This is a genomic window from Thermicanus aegyptius DSM 12793 (genome assembly GCF_000510645.1).
Classification (GTDB): Bacteria; Bacillota; Bacilli; order Thermicanales; family Thermicanaceae; genus Thermicanus; species Thermicanus aegyptius.
The window spans coordinates 210359-234137 of the sequence record NZ_KI783301.1 but is presented as its reverse complement, the minus strand read 5'-3'; the positions used below and the strand labels follow the sequence as shown (position 1 = coordinate 234137).

The window sequence follows — 23779 nt, the reverse complement described above, 5'->3', positions numbered from 1 at the left end:
GGTTCGCCCAACGCAAAGGAGGTTTATCGTGAACAAAAGCGCCATTCTTCCTATCCCTGCTCTTCTCCTCTTCCTTGCCATTCTCTTCTTGCTTCCATCTTCGCCAAGGGTACAAGCCTCTCCTCCGGAACCTCCCTCCGTTGTGGAGAGCGTCTATGGGGAGGTCTATCTGCCCCTCGTCACCCTCACCGGGAAGATCTCGGCGGAGGCGTTCATGGGGAGCGGTCAATACGCGGAACTTAAGTTTCAGGGAGAAGAGCCCCCGTTACCCGGCGTCATCCATGCCGTTTACGGCCCTCCGAACGACCTTCATACCGCCCAGTTCCCCTTAAATCCGGACGGTTCCTTTCAATTGATCCTGCCCCCCTCTTCCGTGATCTTACAGGCAAGGGTTCCCGGACACCTTCCCCAGACGATTCGGCTGGAAGCCACCCGGGATCTCACCGTGACGTTTCCCATGCTCATCGCAGGGGATGTGAACGGAGACGGCGCCATCGACTTGAAAGACCTCTTCCGACTGGCGAAGCATTTTCAAGAAAAGGGCCCCTGGACCGACCGGGAACATGCCTTGCCCGACCTGAACCGTGACCAAGAAGTCAACCTCCTCGACGCTCACTATATCCTGCAAAACTTAAGGATCAGCCTGCAAAATGCAAGTGCGACGGATAGGGGGATTTTCGAATGATGATCGAAAAGAGCAAAAAAAGAGGCCTAAAGCGGACCTGCGCCCCTTTCCTCACCCTCTGCCTATTCTTCTCCTTCCTCCTCCTTTCCCTCTCCACTGCGGCAGCGGAGTCGGGAATGAAAGAGCCAAAGGTGCGGATCGCCCTCTCCGGCCAGCGGCTGGAGGTGGGGGATCTCCTGGAGGTAGGGATCTGGCTGCAGGGGTGGACAGGGCCATTTGGCGGAGTACAGGGGTATCAACTGAAACTGAGCTATGACCCCCTCTTTCTTCAACCCGTCCCGGATGGGGAAGAAGGGAAATTTGAACATCCGTCCATTTTCCCGCCATCCGCCTCTCCCATCACCTTGGCCAACCGGATCGGAAGGGACGGCACGATCGAAATCGCCCAGGCGGTGGAGGGGTATGACCATCTCTTCTACGGCTACGGCAAGATCGGCACCCTCACCTTCCGGGCCTTAAAAGAAGGAACAACTCGCTTAACCCCGGAAAAATCGATCCTCATCCTCCCCGGCAACCCGGGAATCAACATCCGCCATACAGCCAATGAAGCAACGGTTAGCATCGGAAAGAAAGCGGCAGGAGAGGAGAAGATCCTCACCGTCGGCGATCCGGTGAAGGCTCCCCTCCCCCTCGCCGGCAAGGAAGAGCTTCTGGGGCGTTTCTTGGACAGGGAGGATCTGTACCGCCTCTCCTGGGCCGTCGATGCCGTCTATGATCTTGCGGCGAAACGGATCCTGGTGGGCATGCCCGACGGCCGCTTCTACCCCAGTCGCCCCATGACCCGGGCCGAATTCGCCAAAATCGCCGTTCAGGCTTTCGGCCTCGACATGGAACAGGTGGGCACCCCCTCCTTTCCCGATGTGAACAAAAAGGATTGGTTCTATGATGATGTGGAAACGGCGCGAATCCACGGGCTCATCAAAGGAAAACCGGTGAACGGAGTTCTCCGCTTCGCCCCCCAGGACCCCATCACGCGGGCGGAGATCGCCGCGATTCTAGCCCGGGGGGAAACCCTCCTGCGCAAGAAAGAGCTGCCTCCCGCCGCCGACCTTCCCTTCCTCGACATCGACGCCTCCCTCTGGGCGAAGAACGAGATCGCCTCCCTCTATCGGGCGGGCATCTTGAAAGGAAGATCCCCCGATCATTTCGCTCCGATGGAAGAAGCCACCCGGGCGGAGATCAGCACCCTCATCTACCGCCTCCTGCAAAGGGATAAGTGACCCAGAATGCCGTAAAAAAGGCTGCACCCCCACCCTATAAACGGGGATGGGGGTCTCGTTGCGCCTTTTGGGTCTATTCTTCCTATCGAACGCATCCCTTGGGTCTTTCTCGTTTCTCCCCTGATTTTGATGGATTGAAAACGAGGATTTAAAATTTAAAAGGATAATGCAACCTTTTCTGGTGTAAAAACGTTATATCTTTTAAAAGAGCGAAGTCGAGGGGATGCCAATGGAACGAAGCCCAAAACTTCGAGAATTGATGGTACGCGCCAAAAGTGGTGATTTAGAAGCGTTGGAACAGATCATCAGCAAACTCAACCCAATGATTAAAAAAATCAGCAGGGATCTGGGTTATGATGAAGCATATTCAGACTTGGTTCTATGGGTAGTGAATGCTGTTCACCGCTACGCACCTGCAACTGCGAGGGATGATGAGTCAAAAAAAGATCATATCAATAAAAGTAATGATGGTAAGAATTGAAAAATTTTTGATACGGTGGGTATTAAATTCAGCTGTATTTTCTCTTTATATAGTAGAGGGCAAATGACAAATCTGAAAGGAGGTTGATCGAATTGTTCCCTACAGTTGAAGCGGATGATATGGAAGAAGCACGAATCATGGCGTGGTTTATAATCGGCTTGCGTCACGAAGCTGTCCGGTTAGCTAAGAAACAGAAACGATTGCAACAATATGAACGATTGATTTTAAACGACAATTTGCAAAAGAATTATGAAAATGACACGGCAGAATCGGTTGATATCTTTGCTGTTAATTATCATTCTCGTGCAGAAGTTGAGGAAAATGTATTTCTTCAAGAAGCCCTTTCGTTGCTCACAGCGATGCAGAAGACTGTAATAATAGCAACGATCTTGGAAGGATATTCAGAACAGGAAGTAGCCAAACAATTGGGAATTTCACAACCCGTAGTACACCGAATGAAAAGGCGGGCGTTAAAAAGGTTAAGGAAACATTATACGATGGGAGACACTCGTTCAGCAGACCCCGTTTAAGATGAAGCAACATAGTATCTGTCTTTAGCTATCCTTGAATTACCAATTAAATGGTTTACAAATTTTTTGCGAGGAGGTATGAAGATGGAAAAATTAAGAACTATGTTTACCCCTTTCTTCTTATGCATTTCGTTCATGTTAGGTTCCTTTTTATCATTGATTGATTCTCAACCTATCTTTGCAGAAGAAAGTACCGATTATAAAGGTGAAGTCTATCAAATTATCGAAAACAAGCTGAAGGAGCGGATCCATTTAGGCTTTAAAGATTTTCAGGGATTGACTCCGGGGAAAGTTTTCAACATGAAGGATGAAAACCGAAAAGAAACGAAGTACTTAGTTGAGCTAGAGAAAAACGGGAGTTTAGCTGGGTATATGGTTGTGGATTCACTTGAAGGCATGGTTGTCGAATTCGCGTTAGGTAATGTCCATCCTTTACTGCATAAAACAGGTGAGATCTTTTACTTAGGTCCTCTGTTTTATGGTGAAGTGGATAATGCCGGGAAAATCATAGATCTTCGGACCAAGAAGGAAATTAGTGAAGATATCTTGGAGAAAATACGGAAACGAAAGGCAGATTTCACATCAAAGTCGATTTCCCCAGACACGATCATCTATTACGACTATGACTATATTGATAATGTACCTGATTATCAACAATCCGATAATACAAGTATGGATAACGACTGTGCACCGACGGCTGCAGCTACTGTTATAATGTATTGGGACTCCCATGGCTATCCAAATCTATCTTCAACCAACAACTGGATAGACGTCGCAAACGTTTTAGGTGATTTAATGGACCACAACGATGAAAATGGTGTTACATCCGACAAAATTGAGCCTGCCATCGAGTCGTATATAACAGGGCGCAACTATACCAATTTTTCGGTCGGCCGAGACACATCACCTACATTTTCAGATATTGATTACCAGATCGAGAGAGATCAGCCTACGCTATTAAGACTTGAAGGATATGGTTATACAAAATGGCCTGAAAAAGACGACGGACATTTAGTAACAATCGTTGGAACCGAATCGTACATGGATACGGAGGATTGGAATTACTATTATAACCTAGTTATTCACGACAATTGGGAAATTACTCCTGAAGATGTATGGATATCCTTCGGCAGGGGTGGAGGTGAAACAACCGATATATGGACGGTGGTCCCATGATTTTGATGTTTTTTTGCGGTAGCCTATGCTGCCGCTTATTCTGTAATAAAGGAGAGATCCACTTTGAAGGAGAAAATGAGGAGCGTGCTTCTCTTAAGTCTTTTGCTGTTGGTCAGCACAGGGATAAGCGCCTGTAACAAAGAGGAGGAAAAAACATACCCTTTGATCCAGGAGCACGTGAAATATATTGAATCATTGGGGTGGACCATTGAAAAGGCAAGAGGAGATGCTACTCCATTTGACGAAACACGTTTTAATTTCCCTGAATTTCTTCAGGTTTACAAAAATGCCGGCCTAGATCTCCTCCCATATAAAGGGCAAAACCTTAAAACGAAAAGCTATGATTTAAAAGATAAATTATATGATAATGGAAAGAATTTAGAATTAATCGTAGAAATTTTTTTCACCGACAAGCAGATCGTTGGCGGGGTGATCAGTATCGAAGATTATATACCCGGTATTGTCAAACTTGAAGAAAAAGAACAATTTTATTCCCATTTCTATTCGAGGCAAGGAAATAAATGACCAGAGAGCACATGCTACCGCTTATTCTGCATTAAAGGAAAAGAAGATCAACTCCGTTTATTGGCATAAAAAATGGTTTTGGGAAAAAGAATATAGAGGGGAGGTAACTTATGGGAGGCGAACGATGCATATTCTTCTCAACGGGGTGAAGATCTGGGTTCAGATCGAAGGGGAAGGCTTTCCCCTCCTCTTTCTCCATCCTCCGGTCATCGCCCATTCCGTCTTCATGAATCAGATCCGGCACTTTAAGAAGAAGTATAAGGTGATCGCCTTCGACATCCGGGGCCACGGGAGAAGTGAAAAAGGGGAGGAACCCCTCACCTACCCCCTCATTGTGAAAGACCTCTTCGCCCTCCTCGATCAAATGGGAGAGAAGGAAGCCATCCTGATCGGCTATTCCGCCGCCGCCATGGCGGTTCTTAAGGCCGCACTGGTATGTCCCTCCCGGATCAAGGCGGGGATTCTGATCGGAGGCATGGCGAAAATGGACCACCCCTCCCTGATCCGTCTCACCCGACTGGCCGGCTCCTTAGCCGGGATGGGAATGAAGCGCTGGCTCGCCTTCCACTTTTCCCTGGGGAACAGCGCCAACCTCTCCCATTTCTTCCGCCTTTATTCCGAAGCCCGGATGGGCCACTCCGCCTCATTCCGGGAGTATTTGGACGAAAGCGCAACCTATTCCCTCGTGGAGAGGTTAACGGAGATCCAACTCCCCATCCTCGATATTCAAGGAAAAAAACAACCCGCCTTTTATCCCCTCGCCCGCACCCTGCAGGAAAATCTCCCCCAGGGCAGGCTGAGATGGATTGAAAAAGCGGGACATCAAATGCCTCTAAAAGCCACGGATTCACTCAACCGAATCATGGAGGAATACATCGGGGAGGTGCTCTCCTCCGATCCGACCTGATCCTGCCTCTATCCGTCGCCCGGTCAGTTTCCTTCGTCAGAATCCGATTCACTTCGATCCGCCTTCAGTGAAGCTTTAACCGTACGGGATGAACGGTGCATCGTTAATCCCCGTCGAAGAGATTGCCGATCGGTCCAAGGATGCTTCCCTCATCCTTTCTTCCTCCCCGGAAAGGAGCGTTGGCGAAGATCCGGTCGGCGAGACGGGCGAAGGGCAGGGATTGGATCCATACCTTTCCCGGTCCGGTCAGGGTAGCGAAGAAGAGGCCCTCTCCCCCAAAGAGGGTGTTTTTAATGCCCCCGACGAACTGGATGTCGTAATCCACATCCTGCGTCAGGGCGACCAGGCAGCCCGTATCCACCTTCAGCCTCTCGCCGGGAGCCAACGTCCGCTCCACAATCGTCCCTCCGGCATGAACGAAGGCGAGGCCATCCCCCTCCAGCTTCTGCATGATAAACCCTTCCCCGCCGAAAAATCCGGTTCCCAGTTTGCGCTGAAAATCAATGCCCACCGATACCCCCTTCGCCGCACAGAGGAAGGCGTCCTTTTGGCAGATCACTTTTCCGTCTAACTCACTAAGGTCCAAAGGGATAATGCGGCCGGGATAAGGGGAGGCGAAGGAGACCCTTTTCTTCCCCCGGCCTTCATTGGTAAAGACGGTCATAAAGAGGCTCTCCCCCGTCAAAACCCGTTTTCCCGCGGCAAAGAGTTTGCTCATAAACCCGCCTTGATGGGTCCCGTCCCCGAAGATGGTCTCCATTTGAATCTCATCATCCATCATCATGAGAGCCCCTGCCTCGGCAATCACCGATTCGCCCGGATCAAGTTCTACCTCCACAAACTGCATCTCTTCCCCATAAATCCGGTAATCAATTTGATGAGCGTTCATTCATTCACGTCTCCTTTTTCGCTTATTTCCGATTCTTCAACATCCATGGTAAAGATCGATCCATGGATTTACCTGTTTTCGACGGGGCTCACATCCCCTTTGCACCCCGTCCCTTGATTATGTAGAAAAACCCCCTTCTCATCATATCTTCCTCGAGATGTTGTGAAAAGGGGGAACATATTGTTCCGATACACTTCAATACCCTTACCCTTGGGCAGGAATTCCCGGATGGGGCGGGATTCCCGGATGGGGCGGGATTCCCGGATGGCCGGGCACTCCGGGATGGCCGGGCACTCCCGGCGGTCCCGGGTCCTTCTCCACTCCTACGTGGACATTTACCTCCCATTCTCCATCATACCCCTTGGGAAAAAAAGTATGTGAATCGTGGCCGTAAATAAAAGGGAAGGGATGGCTTAGGTAATGGGTTGGATGGCCGGGAAAATAGGAAGGATGGAAAAGGGGAGGGAAATGTCTATGAAAAGGAGAAAACAGGGGAGACGCCGGAGCTGTGAAAGGAAAGGAGTATATAGGAAAACCGGAATAATAGGGAGTTCCGGGATAAAAAGGAGAGCCGGGATAAAGATGGGTACCGGGATAAGCGGGCGAACCGGGAACAAAGGGATAAAGAGAAATCCCGGGATAGCCGGGAAACCCCAAAGGGGCGGGCACCCCGGGAATGCCCGGGTGGCCCGGTAAGCCGGGATGACCGGGGAAGTGACGCTCAACTTCTAGGGGAAAGGGGATTTGATCCTGCTCAAGGCTAGGATTCTTAAACATCATTTTCACGCTCCTCATCCATACTTTTTGACCTATCGTTATCGATCGTTCTATCGAATGAACGCCATAAAAAATGCCTCTTCCCATGAATGATCTTGTGATCATAACGCATTGATCATAACGCTTCTTCCCCCAGCGCTTCGGCAGAAATTTGCCGAATAAAATGCAATCTGGAAATCGACTCGATACTGCCGATGGAACCCGCCTGGATCAGTGAGGAGGAGCTTGCTCCAACCACTCTTACCTTCTTTACCGAAATGAGGGGGATTTCATTTCTCCGGCTAAACAGAACATCCTCCGTTCGGCCTCGAGGAGGTGGTGGGGTTCGCCGGAAAATGGGATAGTCGCTAAAGTTCCTTTCCGTGGCTCCGCTCGCCTGAGCATCTGCGAAGATCAGGGCGATCCCTTTGTTCTCCAGTCGTGCCTCCCCTCCGTCCCCTACGAGGAGAATGGAACTTTGTCCCACCACGTTTACATCGATCTCACGGATGGCCGTCAAACGATTCCTCATCGCATCCCCCCACCCCATGATTCTTCATTTCGATTCCAAAGCGTGGTTCTGTCATAAACTCCACCGATTCGGGAGGGGTATCAAAGAGGGAAGATAGAGAGATCTTCTCCGCATCCCCCACGAGGAGAATGGAAGCGGTGGTCACCAAAGACACCCGAATTTCACCCGCATGGATGCTGCGGTTAATCACCTGAAAATCCATGTTTTATTCCTCCATTTTTGGCCAGATGGCGATAAAGTCACGGACCGCCTGCATCAGATCTTCCTTTGTCTTCGTCGTTACTTTCTCTGCGGTCCACTCGGGATGAATGAGAATGTAATGACGGAGCCGGTCCTCCACCTGATTTTTCAGATCTTCCGTGATAAAAGAGACCGCAAAGGGGTCAATCTTTTGTTTCGCTTCTTTTGCCAGGGCAATAATACGTGGGGGAATCTCTTCCTTGAGAAAACGATCCATTTCCTCCTTCACCTCCCTAAAGCGTTTTTCCTTTTCTTCATCCCAATCGGGATGGGGATTGGTAAGATTCTGTTTACCCAAGGAGATCTCCTTTAAGGTTCTCCCGTTCTCCGGACTAATCCCGATGTTCAATGTCCCCTCCAGGGTTTCGATTTTTAATTGGTCAAATTTGTATTCCATCTTGTCAATATGAAAAGGTGGGCGCATTTGAAGTTCTTCCAATCCTTGGCGGAGGGTAACAATCTCTCGTTCCAGTTCCACGATTTTCTCATATTGTTGCTTCAGATACTCGGATACTTGAAGGAGGTAACTCTCCACGTAAGGATCGGTGTACATGATCAAACCCCGCTTTTCCTAAAGTTTACCTGCCGGTTTGAGAAGGTGAGGTGGGGGGAAGGGGGACCAGAACGGTGCGCCTCACAGGGGGGAAAACTGCGGGGCGATCCGGAAATCCCCCCGTGTTGTAAACATTGGCCAGCGTTTCGATCTTGCCTGAACTTCCGATCTGAAGAACGGATGCCGTTGAGAGATCCCGAATCGATAGGGTGTAAATGATGATGTTCTGGCTGATAAAAAAGCGCATCGTGCTTCCTGTCCTCCTCTATGCTAATTCCCGCTATTAATTCCCGCTTAGCGTGTCGTTATCAAAGAGATCGGGGTCCACCGTGTTGGTGGAACTGATGGGATTATACGTGACCGGAAAATCCCCTGTGCTGAAAGAACCGGATCCAGCATAGGTTTTGGTTGCGCTTTTCGGCGCCATGTTTAGGACATCTCCAAAGTTCACCACCGCACTTGAGGACACGCTGATCACTTTTACAACACCAACGATGGAGGGCATAGGGCAAACACCCTTTTTTCAGGTTTTCACCCTTTATACTATGTGGGCGGGTTCGAGTGTGCGACAAAAAAAGAAGGCCGGATCTCCCCGGTCTTCTTTCATGCCTCTATTCTTTTTTGATCTATGCTTTTGCTTATAAAACCTCAGAAGCTACCTTCGCTTGCAAAAAGAGAAGGAGGTAGTCGGGACCGCCCGTCTTCGAATCGGTGCCGGACATGTTAAATCCGCCAAAGGGATGAACCCCTACGATGGCCCCGGTACATTTCCGGTTAAAGTAGAGATTCCCCACGTGAAATTCCGTCCGAGCCTTCTCAATATGAGCGCGGTTTCGGGTAAAGACGGAACCGGTTAACCCGTATTCCGTATCATTGGCGATCTCCAGGGCATGGTCGAAATCCTTCGCTTTAATAAAGGCGAGGACGGGACCAAAGATCTCCTCCTGGGCAATGCGGGCTTTCGGGTCCACATCGGCGAAGATGGTGGGCGTAATAAACCAGCCCGTCTCGCTCTTTCCTTCCCCACCGTATACGAGGCGCCCTTCCTTCTTTCCGATCTCGATGTAATCCATAATTTTTTGAAATGCGGCTTCATCGACGACGGGACCGACGGTATTTTCTTGAAGGGTGGGATCTCCCTGTTTTAAGGCTTTGGTCCGCTCCACCACCTTCTCCAAGACGGCATCGTATACCTCTTCCACCACAATCGCCCTGGAGCAGGCGGAGCATTTCTGTCCCTGGAAGCCAAAGGCGGAGGTGACGATCGCCTTGGCCGCTTCATCCAGATCCGCATCCTGATCGACGATGATGGCATCCTTGCCCCCCATCTCGGCGACCACCCGCTTAATCCACTTCTGGCCGGGAGCCCGTTTTGCAGCCCGTTCGTTAATCCGAAGTCCCACTTCCCTGGACCCTGTGAAGGAGATGAAACGGGTGAGGGGATGATCTACCAGGTAATCCCCCACCTCGGCACCGCTGCCGGGCACGAAGTTTACCACACCGTCCGGGACTCCCGCTTCTTGGAGAATCTCGAAAAATTTAGCAGCCACCACGGGGGTTGAACTGGCCGGTTTTAGCACCACGGTGTTTCCGGTGACGAAGGCGGATGTGGTCATCCCTACCATGATGGCAAGGGGAAAGTTCCACGGCGGAATCACGACGCCGACGCCTAATGGAATGTAAAAAAGGTGATTATTCTCCCCCGGATAAGGGATTAAAGGTTGGGGAGCCGCATATCGTTCCATCTCACGCCCATAATATTCCATGAAATCGATGGCTTCCGCCGTATCCGCATCGGCTTCGGCCCAGCTCTTCCCCGCCTCCTTCACCATCCACGCGCTAAATTCATGTTTCCGGCGCCTTAAAATGGCGGCCGCTTTATAAAGAAAACGGGCCCGGTGTTCTCCGGGAATCGCCTTCCAACTTTCAAACGTTTTGGCTGCGGTCTGAATCGCCTTCTCCGCTAGAGCTTGATCCGCTTTGGAGACGATGCCCACCACTTCACGGGTGTTGGCCGGATTGGTGGAAATGATCTTTTTCTCCGTCTTAATCCTTTCCCCGCCAATCACCAGATCGTACTCTCTGCCCAATTCCTGCTCAACCTTTGCGAGGGCTTGGGCGAAGGCTTTACGATTTTCTTCCAGGGAAAAATCGGTTAACGGTTCAGGGCGAAATAGAGGGATCATTCTTTTTCCTCCTTTGTATAGGAATCATGCACCGCTTCCATTCCATTCTATCCTCAATCCGAAGGAAGTTCAACCGGACGGCTTTTTTGGACAGACTCCCGTTCCAGCCGTGAAATTGCAAAGACCCGTCTACCGATAAATATGGAAGAGGGGATCTCCTTTCGTCGGGCGGACATAGAGGGCCTCAGGCCGATCCACCGACCGGATATACACGTTTACTTGCGCTTTTTGGGGGAAATACTGGGGGATTAGCCCGGCAATGTATTGCGTCAGCGAAAGGACCTCCGTCTTAGAGGAATACTCCGTCTCCAAAGTAACGGTAAACTCCACCAATTGATCATCGACAAAACGGGCGAGCCCCATCGCTCCGGCATAGCGGCCGAAAAATTCTTGTAGCTTCCCTTGAAAGTCGGAAAAATTGGCCCCTACCTGTTTCTCCAGATCGCTTTTCGCCATTCTCCCCGGATAGAGGAGATACCGTTCCTTAAAAGGCTTCCACTCGGCCCCGGTCCCATTTGCGGGAACGGTGCCATAAACAAAGTAATGGCCGGGGACGAGGGAGATGGCCGGCTCTTGCAAAAAACCGGCGATGAGGAGGGGGCCCTTCATCCCTTTCGCCCGAATCCGGTCCACGATTTTGGCCGAGGCTTCCTGTAAGATTCCTTGCAACGCCTCATCACTCCGGCGAACCTCCTTCTCCTTTCCATTCTCCGTCACGGTGGTCATCGGATTTAAGGAGATCGCGATGGACAAACCGGCCAGTTTCTTTGTCCCCATGTCCAGATAATCTTGTTCATAAATATGGACGATGGGCTTACTCCCGGAAGCCGGATTTAACCCCTGGGAATTCTTTGAGGCGTCGTAACGGGCCAGCCAATCCACCGCATCATCAGCGGAGATGATTTGTCCTTCCTGAAGAATATACCGGCTGGGCGAAAAAATCTTCTGGGATAGTTCCATCAATCCTAGTTCCAGGCGATCGGCATCGACACGATTGCCCATCTCCGCATACGTCCCCTCCGCACTGCTCTTCACATAGGGAAGAAGGGTCTGATAATACTCCTCCCCCACCGGAATGGACGGGGTAATCACCGTCTGATCCTGGGGAGTCGTCGGTGCCTTCGGTTCACCCAGGGGAATACACCCGGATAAGAAGAGCAGAAAGGACAGAACGGTAAAGGGAATCACTCGCTTCATTCTCTTCAATCTTTTCTCCCTCTCTCCTAAAACTCTTCCTTATTATATCATCCTCCCAGGGAGAATCACATTTTTCTCTTGCCGGCAATTCTTTCTGACCATCCTTTCACGATCTTCAGACGCGGGATATTGATCCGGTAAAAAATGCTTGCCTCGTTCTTCTTTCCCATTTATGATGATAGTAATCGATCTTTTTTCCCATCTCTCAACAATAAATTTACAAATCCTTCACATCCTCTTTACTTCCCTCTGATAACGTGATAGGCGTAAAGAACTAGAGAGCATGTTTTCATTGAGAAAGAAGGGCTTGTTCCGTGTACCCTTACCTTCCGTTTCGTTATAAAACACAGGATGCGGAAAGCACCCTGGCAAAAGAGATCCAGATGGGATTAGCCCAAGGTCCCGTAGGACTCATCTACTTTGATATCGTCCATTTTTCCCAGGTTGAGCAGGAATATGGGAGGGAGGTGAGCGAAAAGATTCTCTCCTCCATAGAGCAGCATCTGGATCGCCTTTCTAAACGGTTCCCTTTCGTCCTCCACAGTTTTCGCGCCCTGGGGGATGATTTCTACATCTTCGTGCAGCTTCATCCCGCATCCCATGAATCCCTGGAAGAGATGCTGAAGAATAAGACCCAGGTCCTCTATACCCACCTGGTTACTTCCTTGGAGAAGGAGTTTCCTTTTCTCCGGGAGCGGATTGAACTCCATTTAAGCCTGGTAATCATGACGAAAAAGGACGGGCAAAGTACGGAGATCATCCTCTATGACGCCATAAAACAAGCTCTTCAACGCGCAAAAGAGTCTTATCACAGCGATCTGCACACCATTCACCAAAAAGAATTCCAGGAGATTCTGCTGAACCAAAAAATCGGCACCCTGTTTCAACCCATTATCTCCCTTTCCACAGGTACACCCCTTGGATTTGAAGCGTTAACCCGGGGACCGGAAGGCAGCTATTTTCATTCTCCCCTTAATCTCTTCCAATTCGCGGAATGGGAAAACTCCCTCTACACCTTGGAGAAAATCGCTAGGGAAAGGGCGATTCAAAAGGGGGCTCCCCTCATCCATGCGACGCAGAAGCTCTTTATCAACATGAACTCGCATGTCATCTATGACCCCATGTTTACCCCCGGACACACCCTTCTAAGGGTGGAAGAAGCCGGGCTTACCCCTCGAAATATCGTCTTTGAGATTACGGAGCGGAATGCCATCGAGGATTTTGACGCCTTTAAGAAAGCGATTGCCCATTACCGGAACCAGGGCTTCCTCATCGCCGTCGATGACGCGGGGGCAGGGTATGCTTCCCTGCAAGCCATCCTGGAGCTGAAACCCGATTATATTAAAGTGGACCGTTCCCTCATCCAGAACATCGAACAGAATAAGGTGAAGGAGAATATGCTGGAGAGTTTCGTCAACTTCGCCTTGAAGATGAACAGCAAGGTGATCGCGGAAGGGATCGAAACCCCCGCCGAGTTGGAACGGGTGATCCGCCTCGGCGTCCATTATGGACAAGGCTTTTTCCTGGCTCGTCCCCACGATCCTCCCCACGCTTGCGCCTCGGAAGCGCTGGAGATCATCGACAGGAACCGGCGCGTGATTAATCTCTCCCTCTCCAGGATGAGGGTCGGGGAAATCACCAGTTCGGCGAAGTCCTTCCTGGCGGCCATGCCCACAGCCCTGGTCGCCGAATACTTCCAACAGGTGCGGGGAGAACAAGGCGTCGTCATCCTAAAGGATGGAAAGGTCTTCGGATTGGTCATGAAGTCGAAGTTAAACCAGATCCTCGCCACCCAGTATGGAAGCGCCCTGTATGCGCGGCAACCCATCGAGAAGATTACGGATACCGATGCTTTGATCGTGGATCAGAACATCCCCATCGACGCGGTGGCGCAGCTTGCCATTTCACGCCCTTCGGAACAGATCTATGATCTGATTATCGTCCGGGATGAGGATCAGTTAAAGGGAGTGGTCTCCGTCGAAGCGATCCTCGACTATCTGGCCCACGTGAAGGTAGAAATGGTCCGTCTCTCCAATCCCCTCACAGGCCTCCCCGGGAATCAGGTGATCGACAAGATGCTCTCCAATCGGCTGCAGAGTGAAATTCCTTTTTCCTTGATCTACGCCGATCTGGATTATTTTAAGTGGTACAACGACCAATACGGCTTCCAGCGGGGTGACCAGGTGATCCGCTATCTTTCCCAACTCTTGATGGAAGTGGTCTCCCTAAAGGGGAATGACTCCGACTTTATCGGCCACATCGGCGGCGACGACTTCCTCCTCATTACCTCCCTCGAGAAAGGAGTCCCGATCGCCCAAGAGCTGATTCGGCTATTTGACGAGCAAATCAAGGGGTTTTATGATTCCTTCGACGAAACGGAGAAGGTGATCTATGACCGGGAAGGGAATGCCGTCCCCTATACCGGTCTTACCCTCTCCCTGGGAGTTTTGCAGATTTCAAATCCCGGCGGGCTTACAACCGAGCACCTCTCCTTCATCTCGGCGAAGGTAAAAAAAGAGGCAAAGCAGTTGAGTGGAAGCGCTTATGCCGTCTATACCTACCCGGAGCAGGAGTCGGGGTCAACCCAGGGCACCCTCCCCCTCGCCGGGGAATAAATAATTCTCTAGGAGAGCAGCTTTAGAAAGTTTTCCTCCCCTTCCAAAACGGGAATCCCTAATTCCCTCGCTTTCTCCAGCTTGGAGCCTGCCTGCTCCCCGGCGATGACCAAGTCCGTCTTTTTCGAAACGCTCCCCACTACCTTACCCCCGAGGGCTTCAATCCTCCGGGTCGCCTCTTCCCGGGTCATGGATGAGAAGCTGCCCGTAAGGACGATCTTCTTTCCCTTAAAGGGATTCTCCCGGATCTCTTCCCTCTTTTCTTCCTGGGGGAGGGGATGAACGCCAAGGGATAACATACGGGAGATGGAATTTTTCACCCGGTCCGAACGGAAAAAACGGACGATGCTTGCCGCCATGATCGGGCCGATTCCTTCAATGGCGGTCAACTCCTCTTCCTCCGCCTCGCAGACCCTCTCCAAGGTATGGAAATGGTTGGCCAACAATTTCGCCGTCTCTTTCCCCACGTTGTGAATTCCCAAGGCATAGAGGAAGCGGTGCAGGGGAACCTCTTTGCTCTTTTCGATGGCGTTCAGGAGGTTCTCCGCCTTCTTTTTGGCAAAGCGGGGGAGGCCGATCAGATCATCAAAGGTGAGGGCATACAGATCGGCGATGTCGGTCAGGTTGAGATCATCGATGAATTGTGCGGCCGTCTTTTCGCTAAAGCCCTCAATATCCATGGCGTCACGGCCGGCAAAATGGGCCAGGAGGCGAACCAATTGGGGTTTGCAGCTCAGGGAATTGGGACAGAAGAGATGAATCCCGTCCCACTCCAGAGGCGTTCCGCAGGCCGGACAATGGGTAGGAGGCACGATGCGGTGTTCGGGGGAGGGCGTCTCCTCCTCCCCTTCGGCAAGCCCTAAGATCTGGGGGATCACATCATTGCTCCGGCGGAGGCGTACTCTCCTCCCCAGGGCAAACTCCAACCCTTTCCGCCGGATGTCGTCCATGTTGTTTAACGTGGCGTTTTGTACCGTTACCCCCGCCACCTGCACCGGGCTTAGCTTGGCGGCCGGGGTGAGGACGCCGGTCCTGCCCACGTTCCAGACCACATCCGTTAGAAAGGTGGTTACTTCCACCGCCTCAAACTTCCAGGCCACCGCCCAGCGGGGAAACTTGGCGGTAAAGCCCACCGCTTCCCGAATCGGAATCTCGTTTACCTTAATGACCAAGCCGTCGATCTCATAATCGAGGGAAAAACGCTTCCCGGTAAAATCCTGAATCTCCTTTTTTACTTCATCCAGCGAATGGAAAACTTTTAGGTATGGGTTTACTTTTAGCCTCATCTCTTTCATGAATTGAATCATTTCGGTATGGGTGGCAAAGGTGCGGCTATTGGAATAGTTGACGTGGTAGAAGAAGGCGTCGATCCCCCGCTCCTTTACCTCTTCGTTCCGCTGGTTGCGGAGCGCCCCCGCCACCCCGTTCCGGGGATTGGCCAACGGATTGGAGTGCGTTTGATTATACCGTTCCAATGCGGAGAGGGGCATGATCGCCTCTCCCTGAAATTCAAAGACCCCCTCTTTCTCGGGAATGGAAAGGGGAACCGTGGGGATGACCTTCACCGTATCGTAAACCATCTCCCCCACCACTCCGTTCCCCCGGGTGGCCGCCTTGGTCAAAATCCCATTCTCATAGGTGAGGTTGATGGTTAGCCCATCATATTTCTGTTCCATCACGAGGGTGGGCCGCTCCGGCAACGGCTTTTCCGCGGTCCGGTTATACTCTCGGATCAGGCGGAGCAAGCGGTTGTACCACTCTTCCAGTTCCCCCATGTTTTGTGCCTTATCGAGACTCCACAAGGGATTGAGGTGGGTATGGGGGAGAAAGCCGGGCAGAATCTCCCCCCCCACCTTGCGGGTGGGAGAATCGGGCAGAATCTCCCCCGTCTCCTTCTCCAGACGCACCAGTTCATCGTAAAGGGCGTCATAGTCCGGATCGCTTACCGTAGGCTCCCCCAAGGTATAATATTCATAATTATAGCGGTTTAAGAGCGCCACCAATTCTTCCATTCGCTTGCGAGAATCCACGTCCATCCTCCCGTTCATGTATGATTTTTCACTTGTTTTGAACTTCACATCATCGCTAGCGGAAGAAAATGAACCCTCATGACGATCGGCTCATCATAGGGATGTTTTACGCCTTCTCGATGGGAGCGAAGGCGACGAGCAGTTTCTTTATGCCGGTGGGTGCTGGGAAGGCGATGGTCACCTCCATGTTCTCCCCTTCTCCCTTTACGGCCACCACGGTCCCCACTCCCCATTTCCGGTGCTTCGCCTTCTCCCCCACCTTCCAGTCCCGCTCTTTTTCCCCGACAGAAGGGGTGGGAGCGAAACCCTTTTTCGTGAAGGGAATCTTGGTTTCCGCCACAGGATACCGTCTCTCTTCCTTTCCGATCTCCTCGATGAGATCATCCGGGATTTCCCGAAGAAATCTGGAAGGGGGATTTGCATTGGTTCGCCCGTAAAGAGTGCGGCTCAGCGCATAGGTAAGGGTGAGGCGCTCCTTCGCCCGGGTAATCCCCACGTAGCAGAGGCGCCGTTCTTCCTCCATCTCCTCTTCGTCCATGAGGGAACGGCTGTGGGGAAAGATCCCCTCCTCCATGCCGACGAGGAAAACGACAGGAAACTCCAGCCCCTTGGCGCTGTGGAGGGTCATCAGGGTGACGGGGCTCCCCTCCCCTTCTTCCAGTTGGTCGATATCGGAGACCAACGCCAGGTCGCTCAGGAAATCGATGAGCAGGCCCCTCTCTCCCTCGTGTTCTTCATCAAAGGCTTTCGTTACGGTGAGAAACTCCTCCAGGTTTTCCAGGCGGCTTTGCCCTTCCAGATCTTTTTCTGCAGCCAACGCCAGGCGGTATCCGGTTTTCTCCAACACTTCCCGGGTGATTTCCGTCACGGTAAGCTCCTTGCTCAATTCGTTCAGGGAGAGGATGAGATCCCGGAACTGGCGGAGGCGGGAAAGGATGGCCGGCGAGATGCCCCACTCCTCCCCTTCCTCCACCGCCGTAAAGAGGGAGATGCCCTCCCGGGCGGCGATTTCCTCCAGGCGGTCCAGGGTCGCCTCGCCGATCCCCCGCTTGGGTACGTTGACGACCCGTTGGAAACTGATGTCGTCGTGGGGATTGGCGATGAGGCGAAGATAGGCGGTTAGATCCTTAATCTCTTTCCGCTCATAGAAGCGGATGCCGCCCACGATCGTATAAGGGATATTCGCCTTCATCAGCGTTTCTTCAAAGAGACGGGACTGGGCGTTGGTCCGATAGAGGACGGCAATCTCCCCATAGCGGTATCCTTCCTCCACCGTTTTTTTGATCTCGGCGGCGAGAAATAAAGCCTCCTCTTCCTCCGTCAAGCCGCGGAAGAGGCGAATCTTCCCCCCTTGCCCATTCTCGGTCCAAAGATTCTTCTCTTTCCTGGCTCGGTTGTTGGCGATCACCGCGTTCGCCGCATCCAGGATGGTCTGGGTGGAGCGGTAATTTTGCTCCAAAAGGATCGTCTTCGCCTCCGGATAATCCCTCTCAAACAGGAGGATATTCCGGACGTCGGCCCCACGGAAGCGGTAAATGGATTGGTCTCCATCTCCCACCACGCAAAGATTCCGGTGCAGGGAAGCAAGCATCTTCACCAACAGGTATTGGATATGGTTGGTATCTTGGTATTCATCCACATGGATGTAGCGGAATTTATTTTGGTAATAGCGGAGCGTCTCGGGGGCGGAACCGAAGAGGTCGATCGTTTTCAGAAGAAGATCGTCAAAATCGAGGGCCTGCGCCGCCGCAAGCTTCGCCTCGTACCCTTTATAGATCTCCAGGAAAGTGCGCAAGGCAACATCCCGGTGGGAAAGTTCCCTTTCCACATCGGCGGGTTTCTTCCCTTCGTTCTTCCATCCGCTTATTTTTCCCAACACGGATCTCGGCTCATACTTTTTCGGATCCAAATTTTTCTCCTTCAGTACCCCCCTGATGACGGACAAGCTGTCTTGGGTGTCTAAAATGGAAAAGTTCCGGCTAAGACCAATCTGCTCCCCATCTCTGCGCAAGATGCGGACGCAGAGGGCGTGGAAGGTGGAGATCCAGATCTCCTCACTCCCCTGCCCCACCAGTTTTTCAACCCGCTCCTTCATCTCTTTCGCCGCTTTGTTGGTAAAGGTGATGGCCAGGATGCTCCATGGGGATATTCCTTGGGCGATCAGGTAGGCCACCCGGTGGGTCAGCACCCTCGTTTTTCCGCTGCCGGCTCCGGCCAGGATCAATAAAGGACCTTCCGTGCTTAAAACGGCTTTTCTCTGCGTCTCGTTTAACCCTTGCAACAGGGATTGGATGATCGTTTCAGACATGTTCTCCTCCGAATCTTATCCATCTTTATCGTTTCGTTCTAGATTGCCATGGCGCAAGCTCGCTTATTGATATGAGGAACGACGAGTCACGCTCCCGGTGCTTTTAGGATCGCCAAATGGCGAAGTGGTCCCCTGCGATTTACGCCGGGAGGACGGTGGAGAGCCCTTTCTCCAGGTCCTCATAAAGAATATTGCCGACGACGACGGTGTCGGCATACCGCCCCATCTCTTCCGCCTCCTCCCTGGAGGTGATTCCTCCTCCATAGAGGAGATGCGTCTCCGGGAGTCTTTCCTTCACCTTGCGGACCAGAGCGGGATCCCCGTATCGGCCGCTGTACTCCAGGTAAAGGAGGGGAAGGCGGAGGAGATGTCCCCCCGTCTCCGCATAGGCCAACGCCTCTTCCTCATCCCGGGGAAGGTGTGCCTTCGTCACTTGAAAGGCTTTCGCTGCGGGATTCAGGATGATATAACCTTCAACCTGAATCTTTTCCCAGGGAATAAAGAGTCCCGTTTTTTTGACCGCCGCCACATGGGCTCCCAGGATCCAGTAAGGGTCCGTCGCATTCAGGACAAAGGGGATGAGGTATCCATCCATCCCCGGAAAAACGGCTTCATACGAGGAGACTTCCAAGAAAAGAGGGAGATGGGGAGGAGCTTCTCGCCGCACACGCCGGATCAACCTCTCCGTATTCTCCCTCGTAATTCCGTCCGTTCCACCGATCACGATTCCTCCGGTTCCCGAGTGGAGCACCCGGCTTAAGGCGGGATCGGAAAGTTCCCTAGCCGGATCTAATTTAAACAGATGGCGTATCTTCTCCAGCATGTTCTTCCCTGTCCAATCGTTTCTCTTCTTCATTTTTTATTTGCCTATCCTTTGCAAATCCGAGCTTTTCCGCTTACCGTTCCACTTTATCATTCTACCCGATGGGAATCTATAAGAAAAGGAGGGAGCTCCCCTCCTCTTTGATTATTCTCCATGGTTGGCATTTTCATTGAGATCTTCTCGATCTCCATCTTTCCCTTTCTTCTCTTTCAGCCGTTCAAAGACCAACTCATAGCCGTCGTTTCCATAGTGGAGGCTTCGTTTCACCCGGGAGATGGTGGCGGTGCTCGCCCCCGTCTTCTCCTCAATCACGTTATAGGTATGGCCCTCTTTCAACATGCGGGCCACTTCCAAACGTTGGGCCAACGCTTTTAGTTCATTTACCGTGCATAGGTCATCAAAAAAGCGGTAACACTCTTCGCTGGTCTCCAACGATAGGACGGCTTCGAATAGTTGATCGATTCCATGCTTTTTTAATTTCTCCAATCTCACGATCTCACGCTCCCAAGAAGAAGACCCTCATCCTTGATTTGACATGTTTATCTCTTATTATACGACCCCGCTTTGCCGTTGTAAAACATAAAAATTTTGATTCACTAAAGAAACGCCTATTCAAACGCCTATTCATAAGAGAGAGAGGCTCCTTCCTCCGGGATGATTTCTATCCATGTCTTCCCCGGATAGAACTTCACCTCTTCCCCATTTACGGAGGCGCGGATCACTCCCTTGACGTTCACCCATTTCACGGGAATTCCTTTGCCCCGTTCAAATAGGGTGCCGCTTCCCCCGCTTCGAAGATCGACGGCCAATCTCCCTTCCCGGTCCAAGACCCGATGCTTCGCCTTGATCACCAAAATGTTGGTGGGCGCAATCTGCTCATCGGTAATCAGGTCCTTATGGGGCTTTCCATCCATGCTGCGGAGATATGCTTTTTTGACCGGATCATATTGGTACTCTACGGTATAGCTGGGATTATACGTAATGGTGATCTTCGCCGCATCCTCCCCGATGACGGGATCATCGGGATCATGAAAGTAAAACTCCGGGATCTCACTCTCTTTCCGAAGTTTTAATGCCTCCGCGGCCGCCTTTAGCTTGGTAAAATCGGTATAGAGATTATGGGGCTTCTTGCGGAACGGGACACGCCAGAAATAGTCGGGCTCCATTCCGCCATTTAGGCCGTTAATGCTGGGAAGCCCTTTCTTGGTGATGATCGACTTCGCCTCTTCACTCCCGCCCGCATGGACCAGGATGGCGTCAAACCCTCCGCCCAGGTCGAGGAAATAGGGGCGGATGCTGCGGACAGGGCCTACGTTTTCCGGGTATTCACTCTGGTAAAAGGCGGCGAACCGGGTAATCCCCCCCTCCGCCAGCACTTCATAGACGAGGTCGGCCTTGTTGAGCCCCGATTGGGGGCGAGCGGCCGGGGCATTCTCCACCATCACCATGAAGAGGCGCTGGGTAAAGGGTTCATCCCCACCCATGCCGGTTAAAGGGGAGGTATAGGCGGGGGGCGCCGGGGCAGTGGGCTCTATCGGTTCCACATTGGAAGGGGGGAGCGTCGTATCCTGATTTTGCGGTTCTTGCTGGGTATTGGTACACGCACTTCCCAATAGGGCGATCAAAATGATGAGGATGGGGACAAATTTTTTCCGTTTCATCCTGTCGAGGACCGAAGCCTGCAACGCTTCAGTCATCCTCCTTTCACATGGCCTCCTTTAAGAAATTCTCCACGGAACCTGAAAAACCCTCTCTTTTGACGGATACATGGAGCAAACCCCGCCAATTGCCGCTTCATCCCCTTTACAACGAGGTCTCATCGATTTCTTCTCCGTCCCGATGGCTTGCCTTTTATTCCTGCTTCATCCCCTTCACCACCTGGGATCCCCGCGGGCGTTCTATTTCCTTCCGTTCGCGGGTACACCACAGGTAGACTTTTTGATCTCATGGTTCAAAGCTCCTGTCTTGATCCCATTCATCCTGACGGCCAAGTCGCCGGGTTTTCGTGGCAAAAAAGTTATATGGTTAAAGCGCTTTAAAATACCGTTAACCCTTTCCCTAGACGAGGGGCACCGAGGGGAGAATGATGCGCCGGTCCTTCACCGAGAGGATTCCCTGTTCGGTGAAGCGCCATTTGGGAAGATGGGTCGAGGTGAAGAAGAGCAGGGCATAGAATAAATCGAGATGAGAAAATCCCATCTCCTCCATGCTTTTTTGTATCCTCGCGCTCTCCCCGATCAGGTCGGATAGGGCAAGAGGGCTTAATCCGCCCCCGATGGGGAGGGGGAGATGTTCCACTTCATCTCCATGATAGATGAAAATTCCTGGTTGCTCCTGCGCCCTTCGGTACGCCTCCGCCATACGTTCCACATCCTTCCCCAGGAGAAGGAGATCCTGGCTTGCCGTATAGGTACTGGCTAATGCGTCGACTTCTTTGGCAAAACCGCTCACCACCCCCCTCGTGATCCATCGGCCGTTCTTGTCGATTAATGCGGCATAGAGAAGATCTTCCCCATCTGGTTCTACATATCCGTCCCGGACCGGGAGGAGCACCTCGCGTCCCACGGTAATCACATCACTTATAAAATGAACCACGGGAAAAGGTTTCCCATCTTCCCAGGGAATGCGAAATTGGTTCGGTGCGATGGACCGGGAAAAGGAGGCGCCTCCTTTCGCCCAGGCGGTCCAATCCACCTCAATCCGTTCCCTGCGCTCTGCGTTTATCCTAGGATCGTTCTTTTTTGCCGCTTTACCGGTCTTCCCCTCCGTGTCCCACATCATCTCTCCTTCGATCATCACCCGGACAGGGGTGGGATTTCTCGGATCCTCCAGGAAATTAAGGTCGGCCAACCTTCCTGGAGCGATCATGCCCACTTCCCCGTCAATGCGGTAATAAGCCGCCGGGTTCAGGGAAGCGATTCGGTAGGCGAGGAGGGGATCCATACCTTCCTCCATGGCGATGCGAAGAAGGTAGTCCGTCAGACCGTGGCGGAGGAATGGAGGGGTGGAGCCGTCCGTCGTAAACATGAGCCGCTCCCATCCATAGCGAAGATCTCGCAAACCGCGCAACAATTCCGGCAAATCCCTGCGGATGGAAGAATGGCGCAGGGGAACGTAGAGACCGAGGCGGAGGCGCCTCAACGCCTCTTCCCCATTGATCGCTTCATGATCGGAAGTGATGCCGGCATGGACGAGGGCGGTCAGGGTTTCGAGGGAGGCGCCGGGAGCATGTCCCTCGATCCGTTTCCCCGCCTCCGTCACTTCCTGAAGTTTTTCTAAAGCCTCTCTATCCCCCTGAAATAAGGGAAAAAGGTCCGTCACCTCCCCTCCCTGGAGGACGAGGGGATGCTCCGCCAGACGGCGGATCTCTTCCCGACGGAACCTTTTCGCGAGGGTCTGATCCGTCGCTTGGGGGCTTAACCGCACCCACCAGAGAAGCTTCACCGGATGCCGGGCAAACCGTTCCATGTAAGCGATCACTTCATCCGGGGAAAAGGTGTGGAAAAGGATCATATTGTCGTTAATAAGGAGGGTTGTCCCCCTCTCCAGGGCATAGTCGGCCAGAGTAAGGGGATGATAGAGCTGGAAGGGATGGGCATGGGGCTCTATATATCCGGGCACGAGATAGAAACCCCGCCCATCGATGATCTGCGTTTCCGATGAAACGTTGGGCTCTTTCTTCCCCATGTAGGCGATTCTTCGTCCGTAGAGGAGGATCTCCCCCTCCTCCCATTCGCCGGTCACCACGTTGGCGTAACGGGCCCGTCGGATCCAGACGGTGGGAGATTTCTCCCCCCGGACCACCTGGATCAGATTCCTCCGTTCTTCCACTCCCATGGGAGCTAAACGGTTTATTTCCACGATATCTCCTCCCCCTTTTCCTCTCCCTTTTTCCTCCATCATACCATTTCATGCCTAATTTGCGATGGGGTTAAAAAATAGAAATTTAAAACCTCCGTTTTTCTGTTTGCAATATTTACATTTTTTAACGGCTTTCTCTAACGTTTGTTGGTCAAACCAACTTACCGGATTCCGCAATGCTTCGTTGACGGAATGCATTACCTCCTCAATCGTTTTTAGATGGCTCATGCCTTCTTCACTTAACATTCCATTCTTGTCATCACTT

The 23779-nt window shown here is 52.0% G+C and carries 23 protein-coding genes; 8 read left to right on the top strand and 15 right to left on the bottom strand.

Annotation, left to right across the window (positions count from 1 at the left end; genetic code table 11):
• Window positions 1–28: 28 nt before the first annotated feature.
• The 7 genes from THEAE_RS0101285 (at window position 29) to THEAE_RS0101255 (ending at window position 5524) form a co-directional block, all read left to right on the top strand.
• Window positions 29–685 (top strand): dockerin type I repeat-containing protein, encoded by a 657-nt coding sequence (locus THEAE_RS0101285; RefSeq protein WP_039944179.1) that lies wholly within the window; start codon window positions 29–31, stop codon window positions 683–685.
• A complete protein-coding gene (locus THEAE_RS0101280) occupies window positions 682–1905 on the top strand; it encodes an S-layer homology domain-containing protein (RefSeq protein WP_028986258.1) in 1224 nt (407 codons plus the stop codon). Before THEAE_RS0101285 ends, THEAE_RS0101280 begins: the two co-directional genes overlap by 4 nt.
• Window positions 1906–2134: 229 nt before the next feature.
• Window positions 2135–2386, top strand: a complete 252-nt coding sequence (locus tag THEAE_RS0101275; protein ID WP_005581976.1) for a helix-turn-helix domain-containing protein — start codon at window positions 2135–2137, stop codon at window positions 2384–2386.
• An 83-nt stretch (window positions 2387–2469) separates the two neighbouring features.
• Window positions 2470–2916 carry a sigma-70 family RNA polymerase sigma factor gene (locus THEAE_RS0101270; protein WP_245605506.1) on the top strand — a complete coding sequence of 149 codons (447 nt, stop codon included), beginning with the start codon at window positions 2470–2472 and terminating at the stop codon, window positions 2914–2916.
• Between the two features lie 84 nt (window positions 2917–3000).
• Window positions 3001–4092, top strand: a complete 1092-nt coding sequence (locus THEAE_RS0101265) for a C39 family peptidase (RefSeq protein ID WP_005581974.1) — start codon at window positions 3001–3003, stop codon at window positions 4090–4092.
• A gap of 162 nt (window positions 4093–4254) precedes the next feature.
• Window positions 4255–4617 (top strand): DUF4830 domain-containing protein, encoded by a 363-nt coding sequence (locus THEAE_RS0101260; RefSeq protein WP_169729948.1) that lies wholly within the window; start codon window positions 4255–4257, stop codon window positions 4615–4617.
• Between the two features lie 124 nt (window positions 4618–4741).
• Complete coding sequence (locus THEAE_RS0101255; protein WP_028986257.1) at window positions 4742–5524, top strand: alpha/beta fold hydrolase; 783 nt, start codon at window positions 4742–4744, stop codon at window positions 5522–5524.
• A gap of 103 nt (window positions 5525–5627) precedes the next feature.
• On the opposite strand, the gene THEAE_RS0101250 is transcribed toward THEAE_RS0101255, so the two are convergent.
• From THEAE_RS0101250 to THEAE_RS0101210, 9 genes are all read right to left on the bottom strand, one after another.
• On the bottom strand, window positions 5628–6413 hold the full coding sequence (locus THEAE_RS0101250; RefSeq protein WP_005581971.1) for a TIGR00266 family protein: 786 nt from the start codon (window positions 6411–6413) through the stop codon (window positions 5628–5630).
• Window positions 6414–6617: 204 nt separating this feature from the next.
• Entirely contained in the window at window positions 6618–7190 is a 573-nt protein-coding gene (locus tag THEAE_RS0101245) for a hypothetical protein (RefSeq protein WP_156920521.1), read from the bottom strand.
• A 115-nt stretch (window positions 7191–7305) separates the two neighbouring features.
• Window positions 7306–7701 (bottom strand): spore germination protein GerPE, encoded by a 396-nt coding sequence (locus tag THEAE_RS0101240; protein WP_169729947.1) that lies wholly within the window; start codon window positions 7699–7701, stop codon window positions 7306–7308.
• The gene (locus tag THEAE_RS23460) at window positions 7673–7903 is read right to left on the bottom strand and encodes a hypothetical protein (RefSeq protein ID WP_005581968.1); all 231 of its coding nucleotides are present in this window, start codon (window positions 7901–7903) and stop codon (window positions 7673–7675) included. Before THEAE_RS23460 ends, THEAE_RS0101240 begins: the two co-directional genes overlap by 29 nt.
• 3 nt (window positions 7904–7906) lie before the next feature.
• Window positions 7907–8494 (bottom strand): spore germination protein GerPC, encoded by a 588-nt coding sequence (gerPC, locus tag THEAE_RS0101230; protein WP_156920519.1) that lies wholly within the window; start codon window positions 8492–8494, stop codon window positions 7907–7909.
• A gap of 25 nt (window positions 8495–8519) precedes the next feature.
• The gene (locus THEAE_RS0101225) at window positions 8520–8741 is read right to left on the bottom strand and encodes a spore germination protein GerPB (protein ID WP_028986253.1); all 222 of its coding nucleotides are present in this window, start codon (window positions 8739–8741) and stop codon (window positions 8520–8522) included.
• Window positions 8742–8777: 36 nt separating this feature from the next.
• A complete protein-coding gene (locus tag THEAE_RS0101220; RefSeq protein ID WP_005581964.1) occupies window positions 8778–8999 on the bottom strand; it encodes a spore germination protein in 222 nt (73 codons plus the stop codon).
• A 133-nt stretch (window positions 9000–9132) separates the two neighbouring features.
• Window positions 9133–10680: an L-glutamate gamma-semialdehyde dehydrogenase gene (pruA, locus tag THEAE_RS0101215; RefSeq protein ID WP_005581962.1), complete on the bottom strand. Its 1548-nt coding sequence runs from the start codon at window positions 10678–10680 to the stop codon at window positions 9133–9135.
• A gap of 129 nt (window positions 10681–10809) precedes the next feature.
• On the bottom strand, window positions 10810–11877 hold the full coding sequence (locus tag THEAE_RS0101210; protein ID WP_028986252.1) for a CamS family sex pheromone protein: 1068 nt from the start codon (window positions 11875–11877) through the stop codon (window positions 10810–10812).
• 314 nt (window positions 11878–12191) lie between these two features.
• On the opposite strand from THEAE_RS0101210, the gene THEAE_RS19615 reads away from it, so the two are divergent.
• Window positions 12192–14492: a GGDEF domain-containing protein gene (locus THEAE_RS19615; protein WP_052329676.1), complete on the top strand. Its 2301-nt coding sequence runs from the start codon at window positions 12192–12194 to the stop codon at window positions 14490–14492.
• A gap of 8 nt (window positions 14493–14500) precedes the next feature.
• On the opposite strand, the gene ligA is transcribed toward THEAE_RS19615, so the two are convergent.
• From ligA to THEAE_RS0101165, 6 genes are all read right to left on the bottom strand, one after another.
• The gene (gene ligA / locus THEAE_RS0101195; protein ID WP_245605505.1) at window positions 14501–16528 is read right to left on the bottom strand and encodes an NAD-dependent DNA ligase LigA; all 2028 of its coding nucleotides are present in this window, start codon (window positions 16526–16528) and stop codon (window positions 14501–14503) included.
• Between the two features lie 100 nt (window positions 16529–16628).
• The gene (pcrA, locus tag THEAE_RS0101190) at window positions 16629–18830 is read right to left on the bottom strand and encodes a DNA helicase PcrA (RefSeq protein ID WP_028986250.1); all 2202 of its coding nucleotides are present in this window, start codon (window positions 18828–18830) and stop codon (window positions 16629–16631) included.
• Window positions 18831–18969: 139 nt separating this feature from the next.
• A complete protein-coding gene (locus THEAE_RS0101185; RefSeq protein ID WP_084213400.1) occupies window positions 18970–19686 on the bottom strand; it encodes a geranylgeranylglyceryl/heptaprenylglyceryl phosphate synthase in 717 nt (238 codons plus the stop codon).
• A gap of 111 nt (window positions 19687–19797) precedes the next feature.
• Complete coding sequence (locus THEAE_RS19610) at window positions 19798–20145, bottom strand: YerC/YecD family TrpR-related protein (RefSeq protein WP_005583416.1); 348 nt, start codon at window positions 20143–20145, stop codon at window positions 19798–19800.
• Between the two features lie 128 nt (window positions 20146–20273).
• A complete protein-coding gene (locus tag THEAE_RS0101175) occupies window positions 20274–21350 on the bottom strand; it encodes a DUF3048 domain-containing protein (RefSeq protein ID WP_052329675.1) in 1077 nt (358 codons plus the stop codon).
• 361 nt (window positions 21351–21711) lie between these two features.
• Complete coding sequence (locus THEAE_RS0101165; protein WP_169729946.1) at window positions 21712–23514, bottom strand: adenine deaminase C-terminal domain-containing protein; 1803 nt, start codon at window positions 23512–23514, stop codon at window positions 21712–21714.
• Window positions 23515–23779: the final 265 nt, after the last annotated feature.